Genomic DNA, 13,313 nt, shown 5'->3' with positions numbered 1-13,313 from the left:
CAGTAGATGCTCAGACAGGAGATTCCTTTTTCCTCATTGCTGGAGGATGCAATCCTGAGTGGACCAATGAATTTCTACGGCAAGTCTCACAAGCTTATCCAGATGACTATATGTTACTTGTCATGGATAATGCTATATGGCATAAATCAAGTACCTTAGAGATTCCAAGTAATATTGAGTTGGCTTTTATCCCACCTTATACACCAGAAATGAACCCTATTGAACAAGTCTGGAAAGAAATTCGAAAACGAGGTTTCAAAAATAAGGCTTTCCAAACATTGGAAGCCGTCATTGATAAGCTTCAAGAAGTTATTCAAGGACTGGAAAAAAGCGTTTTAAAGTCCACTGTCAGCAGACAATGGAAAAGGTTGCTTTTTGAAAACAATTGAGTATTAAAAGAAAAAAGCCTGAGATTTCCATCTCAGGCTCTATCAAAATAATTGTTTTCTAATACTCAATGAAAATCAAAGAGCAAACTAGGAAGCTAGCCGCAAGCTGTACTTGAGTACGGTAAGGCGACGCTGACGTGGTTTGAAGAGATTTTCGAAGAGTATAAACTAGAAAAGTGAGAATACAAGCACTGCCAAGGCTGCACCGATAACAGGTCCCACAACAGGAATCCAAGCGTAAGACCAATCTCCGTCTCCCTTGTTTGAAATTGGAAGGATACTGTGCATGATACGAGGTCCAAGGTCACGTGCAGGGTTCAAGGCATAACCTGTTGTACCACCTAGTGATAGACCGATACCGACAATCAACGTTCCCACTGCAAAGGTTCCGATTCCTGCTTGAAGGTCATAAAGTCCCAAAGCAAAGATTGTCAATACCAATACAAAAGTTCCTAGGATTTCACTAATCAAGTTTGATACAGTATCCTTGATGGCTGGTCCAGTACTGAAGGTTGCCAGGATATTGCCTGCATTTTCTTCTGCCTCATAATGCGGCTTGAATTGCAACCAAACCAAAATCTGACCCAGCATGGCCCCTGCGAACTGAGCTAGGATATAAGGGAATACTGATGCCCAAGGCAAACCACCTTTCAAGGCCACACCAATGGTCACAGCTGGGTTTAAATGAGCTGGACTGAGCTTGCCAGATACAAAGACTGCAACCGCAACTGCAATCCCCCAACCCATAGTAATCACAATCCAACCTGAGCTGTTGCTCTTGGTTTTAGGAAGAACCACACCTGCAACAACACCATTTCCTAGAAGAATCAGGATTAAAGTCCCTAAAAATTCTCCAAATAATTCATTCATCATCTTTCTGTCTCCATTAAAAAGAAGGGGCGGGCGGCAAGGATTGCTACCCTCCACCTCTTTTATTTTTTCTTAATTTTTTAATTCTGCTAAATCATTATTAGCAAGAGCTGCTTTTACATCAGCACGGTAAGTTGCTTTTTCTTCTTCTGTCCAGTCATAGAATCGTCCCATTTCATCCAAAACTGGCTCAACGATGCTGTCCAAACTATCACGCATAAAGAGCATATGGTTGGTACGACGAAGAAGGAAGTCAACCGGGCTAAGAGTCAACTCGTTGCGCATTGCATAGTGAAGGGACAAAGTATCTGCCAAACTGAGTCCTGGCGCTTGTTCCAAGCTGTGAGCAAGGGCAAAGACTTTCGGTGCATTTGAACCGTAAAGATTTGCTAGGTAATGGGCTTCCTTGCTATCCAAGCCACGTGAAACTCCAAGTTGCGCAAAGGCTTCGATTTCTGAGTCCACATTTGCTGGATTCAATTCTCCACCTGAAACAGGGTAAGTCTTCGAGTTGATGAGTTTAAAGCTACGGTCAAATTCTGCTTTGAGGATATCAACCACGCGCTCCATAGCTCCTTCAGCCATCTTACGGTAGTCTGTGATTTTACCACCAGCAAGAGTCAAGAGACCATTATCATCACGGTCCAAGCTAGACCCACGAGAAACTGCAGATGGATCCAAATGTTTCTCAGATGTGCTACTTTCAAGCTTGCTGACAGCAGACTCAACATCTTCACGTGTTTTTTCTTTGGAGAGATAAGATTCAACAGTCGCAATCAAGTTGTCAAAGCTTTCATCACTGATGGTACCGTTATTTCCACCATTATAGTCAGAGGCACTGTTCCCTGCAATCAATGGACGAAGACCTGCCCAGCTACTTTCAATGTCAGCAACTGTAATATTCGCTTCTGGGAAGCGGTTGTTGACAATACCAAGTAGGTAATCTACATCTTCTTGAGTTACTTTTGGATGCTCCAAATCACCTGTATAGTCTGTATCAGTTGTACCAAAGTAGGTCTTGTTTTCACGTGGGAGAACAAAGACCATACGACCGTCACCCAAACCCGTGTCAAAGTAAACTGGCTGTGAAACCTTGATTTTGCTTGAATCCACTACCAAGTGAACTCCCTTAGTTGGGCGCATTTGTGAGAATTGCGTTCCCTTATTAGACAAATTACGTACTTTATCACTCCAAGGACCTGTTGTATTAATAACCAGACGGGCCTTGATTTCAAATACTTGGTCTGTCAAGAGATCACGAGCTACAACACCTGTAATCTTGCCACTTTCGTCAAAGAGGAAGCCTTCTGCCTTCACGTGGTTGGCAATGAGGGCACCGTCTTGGTTGGCACGTTTGATGTTTTCAATCACGAGACGCGCATCGTTGTTACGGAAGTCAAGATACACTCCACCTCCTACCAAGCCTTCTTTCTTCAAGTTTGGCTGGCGTTCCAAGACTTGATTCTTACTCAAAACCTTGTTAGCAGCTGGTGTATTGTTGACACCTGCCAAGAGGTCGTACAAGTCCATGGCTACTTTAAGACGGAAGAGGCTAAAGGTCGCTCCATCTTCATCGTAAACTGGTAAGAGCATTGGGTCTGGTTTTGGAATGTGTGGAGCAATTTGTTGTACTACTGCACGTTCTGAAACCGTATCTGATACTACTTCTACGTCGAATTGTTTGAGGTAGCGAAGACCGCCGTGAACCAATTTTGTTGAACGGCTGGATGTTCCTTCTGCGAAGTCCTGCATTTCAATCAAACCGGTCTCAAGACCGCTAGCTGCCGCCTGCAAGGCTACACCAGCCCCTGTGATTCCTCCACCGATAATCAAGAGATCCAGGGTGCGTTCCTGCATTTTTTTAATTGACCATTCACGTGTTTTCTTTGAAAATTCCATATTTACACACCTTCTAAATAAATCGCTTTATTCTGCCAGTATTAGTCGTCTACTTCCGCAAAGACTTGCGTTGCTTTCACAGCCTTCTTCCAGCCCTTGTAGAGTTGTTCCTTGCGCGATTCGTTCATCGATGGTTCAAAGAGTTCTCCTGTCTCGTTCAAAAGTTTCAACTCATCCAAGTTTTTCCAGTAACCTACTGACAAACCTGCTAGGAAGGCTGCTCCTAGAGCTGTTGTTTCCAAGTTTTTAGCGCGTGCAATGTCAATGCCTAAAATATCAGCTTGGAACTGCATGAGGAAGTTATTCATGGCTGCACCTCCATCCACTTTCAATACTTGAATAGCTGTTTGAGCATCCACCTGCATTGTGTCAATAATATCACGTACTTGATAAGCAATTGATTGAAGAGTTGCCTTGATAAAGTCTTCTTTGCTTGTTCCACGAGTCAAACCAAAGACAGAACCGCGAGCATTTTGGTTCCAGTATGGTGCTCCTAGTCCTGTAAAGGCTGGAACGACATAAACTTCATCATCATTGTGAGAATCACGAGCATATTTTTCAGATTCTGGTGAATTTTCAACCATGCGAAGACCATCACGAAGCCACTGAATAGCACTTCCTGCGATGAAGATAGAACCTTCCAAGGCATAATAAACCTTACCGTTGATTCCGTAACCAATGGTTGTCAAGAGGTTGTTTTCAGACAACTGCATTTCTTCACCAGTATTCATGATGATGAAAGATCCTGTTCCATAAGTATTCTTGACCATACCAGGTTCAAAGGCCAACTGTCCAAAGAGGGCTGCTTGTTGGTCCCCAGCCATACCAGAGATTGGCACCTCTCCACCATAGAAATGGAATGGCGCTGTCTTACCGTAGATTTCAGAGTTAGAACGAACTTCTGGCAGCATAGCCTTCGGAATGTTGAGAATTTCCAAAATCTCATCATCCCATTTGAGTTCTTTAATGTTATAAAGCATGGTACGAGCTGCATTTGAGTAATCCGTCACGTGAGCCGCACCGTCAGTCAATTTCCAAACCAACCAAGTATCGATAGTACCAAAGAGCAATTCCCCTTTTTCTGCTCGCTCTTGAGCGCCCTCTACATGATCCAAAATCCAACGAACCTTGGTAGCAGAGAAATAAGCATCAATAATCAAACCAGTCTTTTCATGGAATTTTTCCACATAACCTTGGCTTTTCAGCTGTTCAGCCAGAGGAGCTGTCTGACGTGATTGCCAAACGATAGCATTGTAGATAGGAAGTCCTGTTTTCTTATCCCAAACGACCGTTGTTTCACGTTGGTTGGTAATCCCGATTGCCTCAATCTGACTTGGTTTCACACCACTTTCGATGAAAGCTCCAGCAATAACAGACTGGACGGAATTCCAAATTTCATTGGCATTGTGCTCTACCCAACCTGCCTGAGGGAAAATCTGCGTAAATTCCTTTTGACTCGAGCTAACCTTTTCCCCTTTTTTGTTGAAAATGATGGCACGAGAACTTGTAGTTCCCTGGTCAATGGCCATGATGTATTTTTCTTGTGACATGTGCTGTCCTCCTGATAAAGATCTTGAGGTGTTTCCTCTTTACATTTACTAGTATACAAAATAAAGCGCTTTCTTGTTTATCAACTTTTTTTAATTTTTAAAAAAATGTGAGGAGATTGTGTGAATTTCACAAAAAAGGCCTCAAAAGTTAGATTTAATAACCTATTTTAATGAAGAAGTAGCTAATAAGAGTATTTTTGCTAAGATTTACGATATGAAAAGTTTACATAATGCAATTATTTAATACCCATTCATAGTGTGATATAATATTGTTAATAACTAAAAACACCTCAAAATATAAAAAAGGGGAGAATTTTATGGCTAAAAAGAATCAATCTAATCGTCTAACTAACCAACATAAAGATTCAAGAGGAGTAGTAGGTATATTCGGAGAAGATGCAAAATCTCATGATATTGCCGTAGGCACTATCTCTCATCTAGTAAAATCGAAACTAGAGGAATTATATCCGATGTTAGAGTTTAGATTTAGAAAATCAGTTAGTAAAAAGGAGATTAATCATTATCTTAGTAAGCTAGATAAAGATTTAGGAAAAACTTTATTTACACAGAATGCAAGTATTATTCCTGACGGCGGTATCATTGAGGTAAAAGATGATTCAGGCAGTTGGCGTGTAGTTCTAGTAACAGAAGCTAAACATCAAGGAAAAGATATTGAAAATATTAAATCAGGTAAACTAGTAGGAAAAAACAACGACCAAGATTTAATGGCTGCCGGAAATGCTATTGAACACTCACATAAAAATATTGCTGAAATAGCAAATTTTATGCTATCCGAGGAACACTTCCCTTATATTATTTTTCTAGAAGGTTCTAATTTTTTAACGCAAACTATCTCTGTAATACGGCCAGACGGACGGTCTGTTATACTTGAACATGACTCAGGAATACTAAACCGCTTAGACAGACTAACTGCTGCCAATTACGGCATGCCAATCAATACTAATTTGTGCAAAAATAAATTTATAAAAAATAAAGACAAATCAATAATGCTTCAAGCAACCTCTATCTATACAACTGGTGATGGAAGTCACTGGAATCCTCAGGAAATGTTTAATATAATGTTAGATGTTGCTAAGACGTCTCTTAAAGTTTTGGGAAGCGATATTTTTAACCAATTAACAAGGAGTATGGAATAAGATAATGAGAAAAAACGAAAATGATTTTTTAAGAAAGGCAAAAAAAAAAATAAAAATGATGAGTTCTATACTCAACTACAAGATATAGATAGGGAGTTACATCATTACAAGGTACATTTCAAAAACAAAATTATATTTTGCAATTGTGATGACCCCAGAACTAGCAATTTTTATAGATATTTTGCTCAAAATTTTAATGAACTTGGTTTGAAAAAGCTGATTGCATCCTGTTATATCGAACAACAATTTGATTTATTTAGCTTAAATTCAGAAATTTCAAATGGCTTTTACTATGAATACACTGGGGAAAAAAGAAGAGGTCATTATTCCCAGTCTAAATGACGTGACATTTTTTAAAGGTGACGGTGATTTCCGCAGTGAGGAAAGTATGAAACTATTAAAAGAAGCAGATATAGTGGTAACAAATCCACCATTTTCACTTTTCAGAGACTTCCTTGCACAAGTTGTTCAATATGATAAACAATTTTTAATCATTGGCAATATTAATGCTATTACTTACAAAGAAACTTTTAAACTCATAGAAAACAATAAAGTTTGGATGGGGATAAATATGGGACGTGGTATTTCTGGATTTATCGTTCCAGACCACTATGAACTCTATGGGACAGAAACCACTATAAATGAACGTGGTGAAAGAATTGTTTCCCCTAATAACTGTTTATGGCTAACAAATTTAGATAATTTCAAAAGGCACGAGGACATTATTCTTACCAAAAAGTATAAAAATAATGAAGACCAATATTTAACCTACGATAATTACAACGGTATCAATATCAATAAAACAGTAGATATTCCTTATGATTATCGAGGAGTTATGGGAGTTCCAATAACTTTTCTTCATAAGTTTAATCCAAATCAATTTGAAATTGTTGGATTCCGAAAAGGAGATGACGGAAAAGATTTATCAATAAATGGTAAGAGCACTTATTTTAGGATATTAATTAAAAATAAGAAGTTTCAAACGACTAAATAGGCTGGTAGTATGATGAGTTTTACGAGCAAACAAATATCTAATTTTTTGGATGATAAAATTTTATTTCGATTTACAATTAACAGTAACAATACTATAAACTTCAACGAACGTGAAGCGATGTTTACTTTTGATCAAATTGAAAAAGTAATAAAAACTAATTTTGACTATTGGAAGATTGTTTCAGAAAAAGCACCATCTAATTATTATTCAAATTGGCAAATCATGAATAATAAGATAAATGGCATAAGGAAATTTCTTTCTGAGATTGACGACTTAAATACGGATACTATAAATAACTATCTTTATTATAACTTGTCAAGTAGTCGTGAAACTACTGAGCAAGGGAAGCTTGTTTACATACTATCAATTGATTCACCTATTGATAAAGATTTAGAAATTCGAAAAATAAAGAGTTTTGTTTCATTCTATATAGAGCAAACAACAGACAATCTTACAGAAGCGATAAGAAGTTACATCTATCTCTCTAAGAATATAAGTTCTATAGGCAATTATTTTTCAAGCTCTTATCCATACCAATTCTATCCGGCTCTGTATTTACTTAGAAAACAGTTCTCTAATATTAGGGAAAATATATTCGACTTTGAAAAAAATATTATATATCCATTAACCAGTAAGTTACAAGAAATTTCTGATAATTCTAATGAACAATATAAAGAAATTACCTCTTTTATCGAAAACAGATACAATGATATTCAACAACAATTTGATGATAAGGCCATAGAATTAAAAGAGTTTCAAAGCTCAATAAATCGTTGGCAAAAGGAAAAGAAAGATAAACTTGAACATTTAGAGGAGACTTATAAGAATAAACTATCATTGGAGGCACCCGAACAACTCTGGAATAAACGTGCTACAGAATATATAAAGCAGGCTAGAAATTGGACTATCATCCTTATTGTAACTGTACTAGCTTTAATTTTTACTTCGACAAAATTAATTACAGTTATACATAATTATTCTTTAGATATCATCAAAGAAATTCCTTTTCTTTCAGAATCATTCGTATTTATTTCTGTTATTTCTTTCTTTATCTATATAATTAGAATACTGGTAAAAATCGTAATGTCAAATCATCATTTAGCCACCGAATACAAACAGAAAGCAGCTTTAACTAGATTTTATCAATCTTTGACTTATGCTGGTACAAATATTGATAAAGAGGAAAGACTAATCATTATTAATTCATTATTTAGTAGAATTGATACAGGTCTTATTAAAGTAGATAACACAAATGATAACGAGGTAATTCTAGCAATTTTGTCTAAGAATATAAAATAAAAGGCTGAGCAAAAAGAATTTAAAGTCAAACAAACGCATATTGTCAAGTGTTGAAAAGACTCGATAATATGCGTTTTATTGCAGAAAATTTTACTTCTTTTTCTCCTAAAATTGAGTTTTTTTGCCATCTTCTTTAACTAAACAATAACTGGCGAATCGCTACCAAATCTTCCATATCCAAGTCGTTTTTTAAATAATAGACTGGTGTCTGTTCCTTCTTATGAATCGGGTTATTGGTAACCAGCAAATCATAATGCCGAGTTCGGTCATAGGCTTCAATGGTAATAAAACGATTGTATTCCAAATACCGTTTCAAAATGGCTGCCATCCTTGAAAAGACAAGAAAACCAGATGTCAAATCCAGACCAATCCGCATATGCTGGCCACCGTTTTCAGCCATATATTCGATTAACTGCAGCCATTCCCAGAGAATCTTCTTATCTAAATCTGTCCCCTGATGAAAGGCAGGTAGAGCATGAAAAATCTCCTCTGCTGTCTCTTTAAAATCATGTTCCATCAGTAAATAGGGATGACGATTCTCTAACTGGTACTTGTAGCGATCCTGTAAAATATAGCCCTTATAGAGGTAGACTTGAGCACAAAGCTGACTGAGTTCATAGGTGACATGGTCCTCTGTATAATCCCCCAGTAACTCCTCTTTCTTCATTTCTTGAATCAATTGCGTCAGTAAACCTGCCAACTGTCCTCCAAAACCAAGGATATACTCCATAGTATGAAGAGGAAGAATGCGATGAGATAGGAGGAAAGAGAAGAATATCATCATCTCCCCATCCTCAGTTCCGAGAGGGAGGTGTTGCCCAGCAAAAAAGGACGGAGCCTTTCGATGCAAACGAAGGTAGAAAATATTGTCAAAATACCCTCGCATTTTTTCTTCTATGACTTGGAGATGACAAGCATTGACCCGAAGACGTTGTTGACTGATATGAGCCCAGAGAACCAAGTCCAATTTCTGACCCGAAGACAAACTTGCACCGCAGATTTCTTCTAGTGTAGCAATTTCCTGCTTTCTCGCTGGTTTCTGCATGTGACCTTCCCACTCCTGACTAGACCAGACCTTGCGGAAAAGACAGAAATAGAAATAGCGAATCTGATGCTCTGGACCTCGCCAACGTCCATTTTGGATGGATAAATCAAATTCTGACAAAATCTGATTTAAACCAGCCAAGTGACGCCCAAGCGTAGCCTCGCTAATCATCAATTCTTGAGCCAGCTGATGGGCTAAAAATTGTTGGTGGTAGAGAAGATAGACCACAATCTGGTATTTAACAGCATTCTCCAAAAATAAGCTCCGAATATCTCTCCCCTTGGTAGCTGCACCGATCGACAGGCGCAGATTTTCATTTTCTAAGTGAATAGTCAGCTCTAAACCACTATCCAAAGCCTTGTCATTGAGCAGGGTGACATATTTGGTTAGGGTTGCTTTTGAAAATCCTGTTTCTTCCATTACAGCCTTGACGGTCGTCTGAGACTCTTGTAATAGAAAGGAAAGGATTGAAAATTGACCACACTCGGCCTTCTCCATCAAATCTCCTAAATACATTTGTTACCCCTTTCATTTTCTACCTTAAGCATAGCATAAATCTTACAAATGCTGAAATAATCTGTTTCTCTTTTTATTTACCTGCTGATTTCCTAGTCCATTATCCTGAAAATCAGTAAACACACGGCTCCCTCTTTGGGCATTTTTATGCTAAAATAGTAGCTATGGATAAAATTATTAAAACTATATCAGAAAGCGGAGCCTTTCGTGCTTTTGTCCTTGATAGCACAGAAACCGTCCGTACTGCTCAAGAAAAACACAAAACCCAAGCTAGCTCAACTGTAGCGCTTGGTCGAACTCTTATCGCCAGCCAGATTCTCGCAGCCAATGAAAAAGGAAATACTAAACTAACAGTTAAGGTGCTGGGTTCTAGCTCTCTAGGGGCCATTATCACGGTCGCAGATACCAAGGGGAACGTCAAAGGCTATGTTCAAAATCCTGGCGTTGACATCAAAAAGACCGCAACTGGTGAAGTTCTAGTCGGACCTTTCGTTGGAAATGGTCAATTTCTCGTTATCACAGACTACGGCATTGGAAATCCTTATACTTCCTTGACCCCACTCATCTCTGGAGAGATTGGGGAAGACCTTGCTTTCTACCTAACAGAAAGCCAACAAACCCCTTCTGCAGTCGGCCTCAATGTCCTTTTGGACGAAGAAGACAAGGTTAAGGTTGCTGGTGGTTTCCTAGTTCAAGTCTTGCCGGGAGCCAAGGAAGAAGAGATTGCTCGCTTTGAAAAACGCATCCAAGAAATGCCAGCTATCTCTACTCTTCTCGAAAGCGACGACCATATCGAAGCCCTCCTCAAGGCTATCTACGGAGACGAAGCCTACAAGCGTCTTTCTGAAGAAGAAATCCGTTTCCAATGTGACTGTAGCCATGAACGCTTTATGAACGCTCTTGCCAGCCTTCCAAGCTCAGACTTACAGGAAATGAAAGAGGAAGACCACGGGGCAGAAATCACTTGTCAATTCTGCCAAACTACTTACAACTTTGATGAAAAGGACCTGGAGGAACTCATTCGTGACAAATCTTAATACACCTTTTATGATTGGCAATGTTGAGATTCCCAATCGTACCGTTTTAGCACCTATGGCTGGTGTCACCAACTCAGCCTTTCGTACCATCGCAAAAGAGCTCGGAGCTGGACTCGTTGTCATGGAAATGGTCTCTGACAAGGGAATCCAATACAACAACGAAAAAACCCTGCACATGCTTCATATCGACGAAGGCGAAAACCCTGTCTCTATCCAACTATTTGGTAGTGATGAAGACAGCCTCGCACGCGCAGCAGAATTCATCCAAGAAAACACCAAAACCAATATCGTCGATATCAACATGGGCTGCCCTGTCAACAAAATCGTGAAGAACGAAGCTGGCGCTATGTGGCTCAAGGATCCAGATAAGATTTACTCTATCATCAACAAGGTCCAATCTATCCTTGATATTCCACTTACTGTCAAGATGCGTACCGGCTGGGCTGACCCGTCTCTTGCAGTAGAAAATGCCCTCGCTGCTGAAGCAGCAGGTGTTTCTGCCCTCGCCATGCATGGCCGTACCCGTGAGCAAATGTATACAGGTCACGCAGACCTTGAGACCCTGCACAAGGTTGCCCAAGCTCTGACCAAGATTCCATTCATCGCCAACGGTGACATCCGTACAGTTCAAGAAGCCAAACAACGCATTGAAGAAGTCGGTGCTGATGCAGTCATGATTGGCCGCGCTGCCATGGGAAATCCCTACCTCTTCAACCAAATCAACCATTACTTTGAAACAGGAGAAATCCTACCTGATTTGACCTTTGAAGATAAGATGAAAATCGCCTACGAACATTTGAAACGATTGATTAACCTCAAAGGAGAAAACGTCGCAGTTCGTGAATTCCGTGGCCTCGCTCCTCACTATCTCCGTGGAACATCTGGCGCTGCCAAACTCCGTGGAACCATTTCGCAAGCTAGCACCCTAGCAGAGATTGAAGCCCTCTTGCAATTGGATAAGGCTTAATAGACCAAAACCCGTAACTCTCTTAAAGGTTACGGGTTTTTGACTGTAAAAATTCAAATACTAAGGGTTATTATTGACTCAAAGCAACACTGGAAACCTTGCCATCCGCTCCTGTTGTAATTTGGATGATTTTTCCTCCACCAATTTTGGCATTATACTTGCCATCATCAAGAGTATAAGAGTAGCCTCTGATAGAGTAGTTTTCTTTCTTTCCATCAGCAGATTCTACTGTGAATTGACCTCCTGATGAAACTGTGATGGTTTCGCCATTTGCTCCCTTCCAATTGCCCGCTGCAGCTGAGAAATCACCATCTACCATGGTTAAAACACCCTTGTAGCGTTTATTTTGCTCTGCTTGTTTGTCTTGAAGTTTGCGGTCAGTTGTAGGATCATAGCTTGATTGGTTAGACTGGGATTGAGGAGCCTGTTGAGTTGAAGGAGCCTGAGCAGGAGTTTGTTGACTAGCTGCCTGTTGAGTAGACACTTCTTGACCTTGTCTTTGCTCTGGTGCAGGTGCCACTTGTGATGGCCTTGCAGTTGCTGAAGATTGATCAGTAGATGCCTTGGCCTTTTCAGATGAAGCTGAAGTTGAGGACTTCTGAGTCTTGCTTTCTTTGCTAGAAGAGGCTGCTTTAGAGCTTGATGACTGGCTTATCTTAGCAGAACTGCTTGCTTGAGTTGTTTCCTTTTTATTTCCACAAGCTCCCAGTAGCAAGGTAGAAGCCAATACAGTTGCTACCATCAATTTGATATAGGTTTTCTTTTTCATTTTTCTACTCCTTTGTAATATTTTAGAAATATAAAGAAATCTTTTTGTAATGGAATTGTAACATTTAGATTTAAATATGTCAATAATTTATTTAAACTATTTTAAAAATCTCACATAATTTAAACACCTTTACTCCTCCTACTCTTCTATTCGTAATCTAATAGAAAAAACAGAGAAAAATTCCTATTTTGTTTAAAATTTTTTAAATCGCTCTTATTTAATCGCTTACATATTTAGCTGCAAAGGAATATAATAACAGTGAAATAGAATATAGGAAGTGCACTCTTATACTAAATAAGTATTTCAAGTATCTTCCTTGGTTGATTTTGGGAGCAATTGGTTCCTATAAATCCGCAACTCACTATGGCAAAACTTCGTTTGATATCTTCTATCTGACCACAGTCTTTATGATTTTCTATATAGCTTTGTTATTCCTACACGAAAAATATCTCAAGTATCGATACAAAGACTTTTTACTCACATGTTGAGCAATTCTAAGAAAGATAACTATCCCTAAAAACAGTCGCAACAGCAAAGCAAACTAATAAAGGCAAACAAAGAGGTCAGGAACTTTATCCCGACCTCGTTTTTTATTTCAATCGATAGGTTTTTCTTGGTTTCTTTTTAGGCACTCGTTTGAGTCCAACTTCTTCTACATATTCTCCGTATTTTACGAGAAAGTTATTGCTGACGATTGGACGACCGGGGTTGATGAGATTGACCAGTTCAGTCCCTTCATAGACAGTGAACTCCTCCTCCAGCAGATAAAGGAAGGTCGGATTCCAGTCGAGACGGCCTTGGAGCGGTCAATCAGGCTTTAA

12 protein-coding genes and 2 pseudogenes are annotated in these 13,313 nt (G+C 39.2%); 8 read left to right on the top strand and 6 right to left on the bottom strand.

What is annotated here, in order from left to right; translation table 11 throughout:
- Window positions 1–389: IS630 family transposase (locus HT729_RS11270; protein ID WP_172932029.1), on the top strand; the 389-nt coding region annotated here is incomplete at its 5' end.
- 168 nt (window positions 390–557) lie between these two features.
- On the opposite strand, the gene HT729_RS11265 is transcribed toward HT729_RS11270, so the two are convergent.
- The 3 genes from HT729_RS11265 to glpK all read right to left on the bottom strand — a co-directional run bounded on the left by HT729_RS11265 (window position 558) and on the right by glpK (window position 4,708).
- On the bottom strand, window positions 558–1,262 hold the full coding sequence (locus tag HT729_RS11265) for an MIP/aquaporin family protein (RefSeq protein ID WP_000980824.1): 705 nt from the start codon (window positions 1,260–1,262) through the stop codon (window positions 558–560).
- A 69-nt stretch (window positions 1,263–1,331) separates the two neighbouring features.
- Window positions 1,332–3,158: a type 1 glycerol-3-phosphate oxidase gene (glpO, locus tag HT729_RS11260; protein ID WP_000395969.1), complete on the bottom strand. Its 1,827-nt coding sequence runs from the start codon at window positions 3,156–3,158 to the stop codon at window positions 1,332–1,334.
- Window positions 3,159–3,199: 41 nt separating this feature from the next.
- Window positions 3,200–4,708: a glycerol kinase GlpK gene (gene glpK / locus HT729_RS11255; protein WP_050141917.1), complete on the bottom strand. Its 1,509-nt coding sequence runs from the start codon at window positions 4,706–4,708 to the stop codon at window positions 3,200–3,202.
- A 317-nt stretch (window positions 4,709–5,025) separates the two neighbouring features.
- Between glpK and HT729_RS11250 the strand changes: the two genes are divergently transcribed.
- From HT729_RS11250 to HT729_RS11240, 4 genes are all read left to right on the top strand, one after another.
- On the top strand, window positions 5,026–5,865 hold the full coding sequence (locus HT729_RS11250) for an EcoRI family type II restriction endonuclease (protein WP_172932028.1): 840 nt from the start codon (window positions 5,026–5,028) through the stop codon (window positions 5,863–5,865).
- An 84-nt stretch (window positions 5,866–5,949) separates the two neighbouring features.
- Window positions 5,950–6,207, top strand: a complete 258-nt coding sequence (locus tag HT729_RS12640) for an adenine-specific methyltransferase EcoRI family protein (RefSeq protein ID WP_345890468.1) — start codon at window positions 5,950–5,952, stop codon at window positions 6,205–6,207.
- A complete protein-coding gene (locus HT729_RS11245; protein WP_345890467.1) occupies window positions 6,146–6,859 on the top strand; it encodes an adenine-specific methyltransferase EcoRI family protein in 714 nt (237 codons plus the stop codon). Before HT729_RS12640 ends, HT729_RS11245 begins: the two co-directional genes overlap by 62 nt.
- Window positions 6,860–6,868: 9 nt before the next feature.
- On the top strand, window positions 6,869–8,158 hold the full coding sequence (locus HT729_RS11240) for a DUF6161 domain-containing protein (RefSeq protein ID WP_023934039.1): 1,290 nt from the start codon (window positions 6,869–6,871) through the stop codon (window positions 8,156–8,158).
- A 133-nt stretch (window positions 8,159–8,291) separates the two neighbouring features.
- Here HT729_RS11240 and HT729_RS11235 read toward each other — a convergent pair whose 3' ends face one another.
- Window positions 8,292–9,719 carry a helix-turn-helix domain-containing protein gene (locus HT729_RS11235; RefSeq protein WP_050208096.1) on the bottom strand — a complete coding sequence of 476 codons (1,428 nt, stop codon included), beginning with the start codon at window positions 9,717–9,719 and terminating at the stop codon, window positions 8,292–8,294.
- A gap of 164 nt (window positions 9,720–9,883) precedes the next feature.
- On the opposite strand from HT729_RS11235, the gene hslO reads away from it, so the two are divergent.
- The gene (gene hslO / locus HT729_RS11230) at window positions 9,884–10,756 is read left to right on the top strand and encodes an Hsp33 family molecular chaperone HslO (protein WP_023934040.1); all 873 of its coding nucleotides are present in this window, start codon (window positions 9,884–9,886) and stop codon (window positions 10,754–10,756) included.
- Window positions 10,743–11,723 carry a tRNA dihydrouridine synthase DusB gene (dusB, locus tag HT729_RS11225; protein WP_023934041.1) on the top strand — a complete coding sequence of 327 codons (981 nt, stop codon included), beginning with the start codon at window positions 10,743–10,745 and terminating at the stop codon, window positions 11,721–11,723. The genes hslO and dusB overlap by 14 nt, the downstream gene beginning before the upstream one ends.
- A gap of 70 nt (window positions 11,724–11,793) precedes the next feature.
- Here dusB and HT729_RS11220 read toward each other — a convergent pair whose 3' ends face one another.
- A complete protein-coding gene (locus HT729_RS11220; RefSeq protein WP_023934042.1) occupies window positions 11,794–12,492 on the bottom strand; it encodes a hypothetical protein in 699 nt (232 codons plus the stop codon).
- A 287-nt stretch (window positions 12,493–12,779) separates the two neighbouring features.
- On the opposite strand from HT729_RS11220, the pseudogene HT729_RS12285 reads away from it, so the two are divergent.
- Window positions 12,780–13,009, top strand: a pseudogene (locus HT729_RS12285) (hypothetical protein).
- A 73-nt stretch (window positions 13,010–13,082) separates the two neighbouring features.
- On the opposite strand, the pseudogene HT729_RS11215 reads toward HT729_RS12285, so the two are convergent.
- Window positions 13,083–13,295: pseudogene (locus HT729_RS11215) on the bottom strand (DNA mismatch repair protein MutT); the annotation flags it as partial.
- Between the last annotated feature and the right edge of the window lie 18 nt (window positions 13,296–13,313).

This window comes from Streptococcus sp. 79, from assembly GCF_013277425.1.
Taxonomy (GTDB): domain Bacteria; phylum Bacillota; class Bacilli; order Lactobacillales; family Streptococcaceae; genus Streptococcus; species Streptococcus pseudopneumoniae.
The sequence above is the reverse complement of the archived record's forward strand: the minus strand, read 5'-3'. Positions and strand labels throughout refer to the sequence as shown.

Excerpts from the sequence above, each read along its gene's own strand:
- HT729_RS11265 (WP_000980824.1), bottom strand. The coding sequence starts at position 1,262 with ATGATGAATGAATTATTTGGAGAATTTTTAGGGACTTTAATCCTGATT.
- glpO (WP_000395969.1), bottom strand. The coding sequence starts at position 3,158 with ATGGAATTTTCAAAGAAAACACGTGAATGGTCAATTAAAAAAATGCAG.
- glpK (WP_050141917.1), bottom strand. The coding sequence starts at position 4,708 with ATGTCACAAGAAAAATACATCATGGCCATTGACCAGGGAACTACAAGT.
- HT729_RS11250 (WP_172932028.1), top strand. The coding sequence starts at position 5,026 with ATGGCTAAAAAGAATCAATCTAATCGTCTAACTAACCAACATAAAGAT.
- HT729_RS11245 (WP_345890467.1), top strand. The coding sequence starts at position 6,146 with ATGGCTTTTACTATGAATACACTGGGGAAAAAAGAAGAGGTCATTATT.
- HT729_RS11240 (WP_023934039.1), top strand. The coding sequence starts at position 6,869 with ATGATGAGTTTTACGAGCAAACAAATATCTAATTTTTTGGATGATAAA.
- HT729_RS11235 (WP_050208096.1), bottom strand. The coding sequence starts at position 9,719 with ATGTATTTAGGAGATTTGATGGAGAAGGCCGAGTGTGGTCAATTTTCA.
- hslO (WP_023934040.1), top strand. The coding sequence starts at position 9,884 with ATGGATAAAATTATTAAAACTATATCAGAAAGCGGAGCCTTTCGTGCT.
- HT729_RS11220 (WP_023934042.1), bottom strand. The coding sequence starts at position 12,492 with ATGAAAAAGAAAACCTATATCAAATTGATGGTAGCAACTGTATTGGCT.